Consider the following 7,066-nt stretch of genomic DNA (forward strand, 5'->3'; position numbering starts at 1 on the left):
AGAATCTGTCGGTGATTTGGCCGAAAATGAAATATTAGAGCCATTGTGCAGGGCAGCTAATTTAACTGTAATAACCCCATGGCCGTCAGATGTCGACGGACTAAGCTTCCGCAACGGTCAAAATTTGCGACGATGAACCCGGATTCCATCCGGGGCAGCGCCTCGCTTGCAACAGGGCAAAGACGGGCCATGGGTAAACTGAAGACAAGCATTCTTACCGGATTCCTTGGAGCCGGAAAGACGACGCTCCTGAATCACCTGCTTTCCACCTCCCAACATGAACGCGTTGCCGTCATCGTCAACGAATACGGCGAAGTCGGCATCGACGGGAAACTGGTCGTCGAAACCAAGGACGAGATCATCGAGCTGAACAATGGCTGCATCTGCTGCACCGTCAGAGACGACCTGATCTCAGCCATTCAAGCCTTACTCGCTTCGGGCCGTCAGATCGATCGCATCGTTATTGAAACGTCGGGGCTCGCCGATCCGGCACCGGTCATCCAGTCCTTCATTCTCGATGAAGTTCTTGCCGCGCGCCTGCAACTCGATGCCATCATCACCGTCGTCGACGCCTGCCACGTTGAGCGACAGCTGGTCCTCGATGAAGCGATGGAGCAGATCAGCTTCGCGGACGTACTGCTGCTCAACAAGACCGATCTCGAGTCGGAGGAGCATCTCGATCGCACGGAGAGGAAGCTTCGACATCTCAATCCGCTAGCAAGGATCATCAGGACGCGGTCGAGCGTGGTCGATCGCTCCGCCATTCTTGATATCGGCGCCTTCGATTTGAAAAACATCCTCTCGATCGATCCCGCCATTCTTGAAGAGCACGATCACGAGCATGACCAGAGCATTGGCTGCGTCGCGATCCGCGAAATCGGCGCGCTCGATCCGACCATGTTCAACGCCTGGGTGAACCGGCTCGTGCAGGCAACCGGCAAGGATATGTTCCGCATGAAGGGCGTCCTTCAATTCGAAGCGGATCCTCGTCGCTACGTCTTCCATGGCGTCCACATGACGCTCGAAGGCAGGCCGGGCAAGGCATGGATGCCGTTCGAGCAACGGCTCAGCGAAATCGTCTTCATCGGCCGCAATCTCGATGAACGTTCACTTCGAAGCGGCTTCATGAACTGCCTGGCGCAGACCAAGGCACTCGCTTCCTGAGATCCATACATCAGAAAAAAAGAGGGAACAAACCATGTCGCGACTTATTGCCCCAATGATCAGCCTTGGCGTCCTCGGTGCCATTGATACCTACCTCACAGCAACCATCATTCCGGTCCCTGTCTGGGTCACCTTCATTGCCTGGGCGTCGTTCTTCGCCTGCGGTGGCGGGCAGCAAGGGCTGATAAAGTCGATTGTTTCGAACTGGACCGGCATCCTCATCGCCACGACTACGTTGCTCATCATCCAGTTCGGCCCCGCGCATCCCATCTTCGCAGCAATCCTCGTCGGCCTCGGCACCTCGGCGATGATCCTCGTCTCGGGCATCAAGATTCTGGATTTTCCGCCGGCGATCGTCTTCGGCTTCGCCTCCTTCGTCGGCACGACGGCCGCCACGGACACGACCGCCACCACCGCTGGCCTCAACCACCCGACGCTTGTCGCCATGGCTGCCATGCTGCTCGGCGGAATTTTCGGCCTGCTGTCGGAGATGGGTACCGCGCTGTTGTCCAGCAAGAAACCCGTCACGGCCTGATGCGCTCCCAAGGCACCTTCAAGAAGGATCATTGATGTGAAGCTACAGCATTATCTCGGCGGACTGGAAAATCTCGGCCCGGTCAGCACGGAAGTCCGTGTGTTCGTGGAACCATGGGAGACCCGGATCTTCGGCGTCCACACGGCGATGATGGCTCTCTCCTCGCAACTGCCCCTGCCAAAGACGCCGTCGACGTTCACGACCATCTGGACCTGGGCGGATCTGCGCAAGGGCGCGGAATCGCTCAACCCGTTCGACTATTTCAAGTACCGCTACTACGAGAAGTGGCTGGGTGGCATTTCCGGCTACTTCATCTCCAACGGCTACATCACGGCCGAAGAGCTGGATGCCCTGACGGAGGAATACTACAAGGATCCGGCGAAGCCGCTGCCCGTGGCCGGCGCCACCGAGATCGACGACCGCGTGGTGCAGTATCTCGTGGAAGGCGACAGCCCGAAGCGTGATGTCAAGGTCACCTTCGAATTTGCGGTCGGCGACACCGTGGCGATCAGGAGCGTCCCATCGGTCGAACACACGCGCCTGCCGGGCTTCCTGCGCGACAAGACGGGCATCATCGAGACCGTCTACGACGGCGCCTACACCTATCTCTGCGACACCGGCCCGGACGGCGTCGGCGAAGCCATGCCGGTCTATTGCGTCAGGTTCCAACCGAGCGAGCTTTGGCCGGGCAATGCCGAGCCGAACTTCAGTCTTTATGCCGATCTTTACGCATCCTACCTGGCGCCTCTCGAAGGAGAGCTTGCGGCCGCAAAGGCAGCTTGAACACATCACGGATTTTGAGGAGTACACGCATGGATGACCGTTTCCAATACCGGGGCGACCGCGAAGCCTATAGTGCGGCGCGCGTCCGGGCCCTCGAAGCCCTTCTGATCAAGAAGGGCGTCATCACTGACAAGAGTGTCGACACGGTGCTCGACTTCTTCGAGACCAGGATGGGGCCGTTCAACGGCGCCAAGATCGTTGCCAAGGCCTGGTCCGATCCGGCCTTTAAGGATCGGCTGGTCGCCGATACGCCGAAGGCGATCGCGGAATTGAACCTGCCGGAAGGCATGGCGGGTGCGGAGGGCGAGCACATGCGGGCTGTCGCCAACGGCCCGGATGTCCACAACCTCATCATCTGCACGCTGTGCTCGTGCTACCCTTGGCCGGTGCTGGGCTTGCCGCCTTACTGGTACAAGGATCCGACCTTCCGCAGTCGCGCCGCCCGCGAACCGCGCGCGGTCCTGAAGGAGTTCGGTCTCGCCGTTCCCGATGCCATGGAAATCAAGGTCTGGGATTCGAGCGCCCAGATCCGCTGGTTTGTGGTGCCGGAGCGCCCGGCCGGGACTGAAAGCCTCTCGGAGATGGAACTGGAAGCCCTGATCACGCCGGAGGCGATGATGGGCGTCGCCGTCGCCAAAGCCGCTTGACGGAGAAAGCGCCATGCTGACCCAATACGAAGGCTTCGCCATGACGGAAATGATGGGCAAGCCGGATAATCCGCCGCGGGCAAACGGTTCGCTCTGTTTTTCCAGCGAATGGGAACGCACCGCCTTCGGCATGGCGCTGGCGCTGGCCAAGCAGGGCTATTTCGAATGGGACGATTTCCGCGACGAACTGATCGCAGAAATCAAAACATGGGAAGATGCCCATCCGGTGGCCCACTCGTCGTGGAATTACTACGACCGCTGGCTTGCCGCGCTGGAAAAGGCCACCGTCAAGACCGGCATCCTGGATGCCGACGAAATCAAGGCCGCATTTGCGGCCTGATCCTCCCACCTTCAAAATCTTACAACCCTGGCGCTTGTCGCGCCTGATCAAGATCAAAGGAAACCCGATGTCCGCCTCTCACTCCATCTCCACTGCCAAGTCCGGAATCGACACGTCGATCGCCAAACTGCTGCAATCGGCGCTCGCCGTTTGTTTCGGCCTGATGATCGTCGGGCTCGTGGGCTTCTCGCATATCGATGTCTTGCACAATGCGGCCCACGACACCCGTCACGCCAACGCATTCCCTTGCCATTGACGGGAGACGTGACATGTCGCTTTTCCGTTCCATCGTCTTCGCTTCCGTTCTGGTCGGCCTCATCGTCGGCGTTGCCGTCAGCGCCGCCCAGTTTCTCGGCACCAGTCAGCTTATCTTGAAAGCCGAGGTGTATGAGAAGGCGGGCGAAGCCGCCGAACAGCAGGCGGCAGCCTCAAGCGAAGATCACAGCGTAATGGCGGCTCACGACCTCCGGGCAGAAGCATGGGAGCCCGCAGACGGCTTGGAGCGTCGCGCCTACACCGTTGTCGCGAATGTCCTGACAGCAATCGGCTATGCACTCGTGCTGACTGGCATCATTGCCATACGTGGCAAACCCGTGACCTGGCGCGAAGGCCTCATCTGGGGCCTGGCGGGTTTTGCCTGCGTAATGCTCGCCCCCATGCTCGGCCTTCCGCCGGAACTGCCCGGGGCGCCGTCAGCCCCACTCGCCGACCGTCAGATCTGGTGGATGGGTACCGCCTTTGCAACAGCCGTCAGCATCGGGCTTGCCGTGTTGGTTCGCAAGCCATGGGCCGTGGTCGCCGCCGTTGTTCTGGCCGCCATCCCGCATCTGATCGGTGCACCGGCCGCACCTGACGGCGCCCATGCGCTGGCGCCTGAAGCTCTCGAACGTCAGTTCATCGAGAACGCGGTTATGACCAGCTTGGTGTTCTGGCTTCTGCTTGGCTCGCTGAGCGGCACGCTTCTCCGCCGCTTCGAAACGTGAAGCAAATGGAGCCGGCGGCAGATTGGCGTCACTCTCGATGCCTTGCAGGCCGCCGGTCCAAGAGGTTGCCTTGGGCCGCGCAGGAACGGGAAGGTCGCTTCGTCTTGCAGAATTCGCATCAGGCAAAAAGCTGACTTATAAGATATAGGTAAAGTAAGCGGCGGATGCGCCGGACGCCTCCGCCAGAACAGGATGCACGTCCTATGCGCATCGTAATTCTTTCACCACCTGGGGTTCAGTCGCTGGACATCGTGGGACCGGCAGAAGTCTTCTGGGAGGCGGCACGCCGCCTCAAGGATATGAGCGCCTATGATATTCAGATCATGTCGACCGGCGCCCCCTCGATAGCTGGCACGGGCCAGCTGCGGTTCCTGGCCGACCGAACGATCTTCGACCTGGACGAACCGATCGACACGCTGCTCGTTGCAGGCGACCCGTCATTCCAGGACATTGACCCCACGGTCATCGAATGGCTGCAGCGGCGGGTTCCCACAGTTCGTCGATACGGCTCCATATGCACCGGCGTCTTCCTCTTGGCGGCCGCAGGCCTGCTTGAAGACAAACGAGTCACAACGCATTGGGAGTGTGCGGAGAAGTTCAGCAGGGATTTTCCGGATATCGATCTGGATGCCGACGCGATCTTCATCCGTGACGGCTCATTGATTACAGCTGCCGGCGTGACCGCCGGGATCGATCTGGCGCTCTCCCTCGTCGAGGAGGATCATGGGCGCGACATCGCCATGATCGTCGCGCGCTATATGGTGATGTTCCTAAAACGGCCGGGTGGCCAGTCCCAGTTCAGCGCGCATCTCGTCGGACAAATGTCCGAGACGACGATGATCCAGAAGGCGCAGGAATATGTGCTCGCCAATCTCACCGCACCGCTTGCCGTCGATCATCTGGCGCACCAAATCGGCATGAGCACACGCAATTTCGCCCGTGTATTTCGTCGCGAACTCGGCATCACGCCGGCCGAGTTTGTCGTCGCCGCGCGAACGGATGCTGCCCGACGCATGCTTGAGGATACGACACAGCCTCTGCAACGGATAGCAATCTCAAGCGGTTTCGGCGATGTGAATGCGATGCGCAGGGCGTTCGCCAAAACGATCGGAGTCAGCCCGCATACCTATCGCGGCCGCTTCCAGAAATCCCAGTTCAAGCCAGTAGGGCGGACCCCGTTCGAAGCCGCCGAAGCGCGCGTGAACTGACTTCGAAGCCGCGGTAGTTCAACGGGAGGGATCGTGCCGTCGGATGGTCGAGCAGGCCTCAGCAACACCTCGCCGCCCTCGCCCCTTCGCCAAGGCATCTGCGCGCACCATCAACCGGGATTGCCCTCGCCGGCGGTTTCCTGGTCGATCGCATCGTTGAAGAGGCACTGGTCTACCGTGTTCCAGATCCCAATGACCGCCGCAAGGTCAGGATGTTTCTTCCGATAAGGGCGCCGCATTGCTGGAAAGCCAGAACCGGCGCGTGCATGACCACGAAGCGCGCGTTGAAGGTTCCTATGGCAATGAAGACGTCAAGAAACCGCGTGACATGCTGGAGACCTTTATCGAGCAGATCAGCTGAGCTCTGGAACTTTACCGGCATCAGCTCTGGAGTATCCGCTTGATACCATTGGTGCCTACCTGACCCGGCTCGACTTCGTCGTGCTCGATGAACTCGGCTATCTGCCCTTCGCGCAGGCCGGCGGGCAATTGCTCTTCCACCTGATCAGCAGGCTCTACGAACGGACCTCGATCATCGTCACCACCAACCTGGCGTTCGGAGAATGGCCAGCCGTCTCCGGCGACGCCAAGATGACGACAGCGCTCCTCGACCGTCTCACCCATCATTGGGGTCGGAACAAGAACCGTTCCCGCAGACACGCGGCCTTTATCAACCAAAGACCGCAATATCCTTGTGACCTATGGCTTTTCATGCGATTCTTCGGGCTGATCTGCAGGAGATGAGAATGCCTGAAATGCTTGCAGCGCTTTCCAACATTCGGACTGTTGAAGAAATGATCGCGGCCTTCCGGGATGAGCAGCATTGCCGTCGGTTGCTGGAAAGCATGGTGTGGCCGGATGGCCGGATCTGCCCCGCCTGCGGATACAAACGCTCGATTGCGCTTGCCGGTCGCGATACCGGCAAGCGTCGCGCCCGACCGGGTCTTTATCAATGTTCCAGCGGCGATTGCCGGTTCCAGTTCACGGTGACGACACACACGCCTCTGCACTCCACGAAGCTTCCCTTGCGTGTTTGGCTGAAGGCAATGTGGCTGTTACTGCAATCCGACAAGGGCTTGTCGTCGGTGCGCCTGGCCGAGGCGCTCGGGGTGAGCCAGCCAACGGCCTGGCGGATGGGACATGCACTGCGTCTCATGGTGGCGCGGGAGAACATGCTCGCCGGCACGGTGGAGATCGACCTGGCACGGTGGAGATCGACCATTTCCATCTCGGTGGGAGGCCCAGAAAGAATCCCGACGACCCGCCTCCGGGCCGCGGCCGGAAAGGCCAGGCGAATACGGACAGAACGCCAGTCATGGCAATGGTGCGGCGGCCGACGGATGTCATGTCTGGCACTCTGGCCGGTGACGCGCGTGCCGCGGTCGTGACTGGTCTCTCGGCGCGAG

General features: G+C 60.2%; 9 protein-coding genes and 2 pseudogenes. All 11 read left to right on the forward strand.

The window, feature by feature from the left end:
• The first annotated feature begins 189 nt into the window (after positions 1 to 189).
• Positions 190 to 1,164: a CobW family GTP-binding protein gene (locus DH08_RS17380; RefSeq protein WP_192180453.1), complete on the forward strand. Its 975-nt coding sequence runs from the start codon at positions 190 to 192 to the stop codon at positions 1,162 to 1,164.
• A gap of 34 nt (positions 1,165 to 1,198) precedes the next feature.
• Positions 1,199 to 1,699, forward strand: coding sequence for a DUF1097 domain-containing protein (locus tag DH08_RS17385; protein ID WP_192180442.1), 501 nt, complete (start codon positions 1,199 to 1,201; stop codon positions 1,697 to 1,699).
• 36 nt (positions 1,700 to 1,735) lie between these two features.
• Positions 1,736 to 2,482 (forward strand): nitrile hydratase subunit beta, encoded by a 747-nt coding sequence (nthB, locus tag DH08_RS17390; protein WP_192180443.1) that lies wholly within the window; start codon positions 1,736 to 1,738, stop codon positions 2,480 to 2,482.
• Positions 2,483 to 2,511: 29 nt separating this feature from the next.
• Positions 2,512 to 3,129 (forward strand): nitrile hydratase subunit alpha, encoded by a 618-nt coding sequence (gene nthA, locus DH08_RS17395; RefSeq protein WP_192180444.1) that lies wholly within the window; start codon positions 2,512 to 2,514, stop codon positions 3,127 to 3,129.
• A 13-nt stretch (positions 3,130 to 3,142) separates the two neighbouring features.
• A complete protein-coding gene (locus DH08_RS17400) occupies positions 3,143 to 3,469 on the forward strand; it encodes a nitrile hydratase accessory protein (RefSeq protein ID WP_192180445.1) in 327 nt (108 codons plus the stop codon).
• 67 nt (positions 3,470 to 3,536) lie between these two features.
• On the forward strand, positions 3,537 to 3,725 hold the full coding sequence (locus DH08_RS17405) for a CbtB domain-containing protein (protein WP_192180455.1): 189 nt from the start codon (positions 3,537 to 3,539) through the stop codon (positions 3,723 to 3,725).
• 13 nt (positions 3,726 to 3,738) lie between these two features.
• Positions 3,739 to 4,452, forward strand: a complete 714-nt coding sequence (locus tag DH08_RS17410) for a CbtA family protein (protein ID WP_192180446.1) — start codon at positions 3,739 to 3,741, stop codon at positions 4,450 to 4,452.
• A 203-nt stretch (positions 4,453 to 4,655) separates the two neighbouring features.
• The gene (locus DH08_RS17415; protein ID WP_192180447.1) at positions 4,656 to 5,660 is read left to right on the forward strand and encodes a GlxA family transcriptional regulator; all 1,005 of its coding nucleotides are present in this window, start codon (positions 4,656 to 4,658) and stop codon (positions 5,658 to 5,660) included.
• Between the two features lie 238 nt (positions 5,661 to 5,898).
• Positions 5,899 to 6,021, forward strand: a complete 123-nt coding sequence (locus DH08_RS36895) for a hypothetical protein (RefSeq protein WP_282595045.1) — start codon at positions 5,899 to 5,901, stop codon at positions 6,019 to 6,021.
• Positions 6,022 to 6,068: 47 nt separating this feature from the next.
• Positions 6,069 to 6,404 (forward strand): annotated as a pseudogene (locus tag DH08_RS36435) (ATP-binding protein); the annotation flags it as partial.
• 2 nt (positions 6,405 to 6,406) lie between these two features.
• Positions 6,407 to 7,066 (forward strand): annotated as a pseudogene (locus DH08_RS17430) (IS1595 family transposase); the annotation flags it as partial.

This window comes from Mesorhizobium amorphae, from assembly GCF_014843845.1.
Lineage (GTDB): Bacteria > Pseudomonadota > Alphaproteobacteria > Rhizobiales > Rhizobiaceae > Mesorhizobium > Mesorhizobium amorphae_A.

What these genes read in the sequence shown, in the direction of transcription:
- DH08_RS17380 (WP_192180453.1), top strand. Translation starts at nt 190, where the DNA reads ATGGGTAAACTGAAGACAAGCATTCTTACCGGATTCCTTGGAGCCGGA.
- DH08_RS17385 (WP_192180442.1), top strand. Translation starts at nt 1,199, where the DNA reads ATGTCGCGACTTATTGCCCCAATGATCAGCCTTGGCGTCCTCGGTGCC.
- nthA (WP_192180444.1), top strand. Translation starts at nt 2,512, where the DNA reads ATGGATGACCGTTTCCAATACCGGGGCGACCGCGAAGCCTATAGTGCG.
- DH08_RS17400 (WP_192180445.1), top strand. Translation starts at nt 3,143, where the DNA reads ATGCTGACCCAATACGAAGGCTTCGCCATGACGGAAATGATGGGCAAG.
- DH08_RS17405 (WP_192180455.1), top strand. Translation starts at nt 3,537, where the DNA reads ATGTCCGCCTCTCACTCCATCTCCACTGCCAAGTCCGGAATCGACACG.
- DH08_RS17410 (WP_192180446.1), top strand. Translation starts at nt 3,739, where the DNA reads ATGTCGCTTTTCCGTTCCATCGTCTTCGCTTCCGTTCTGGTCGGCCTC.
- DH08_RS17415 (WP_192180447.1), top strand. Translation starts at nt 4,656, where the DNA reads ATGCGCATCGTAATTCTTTCACCACCTGGGGTTCAGTCGCTGGACATC.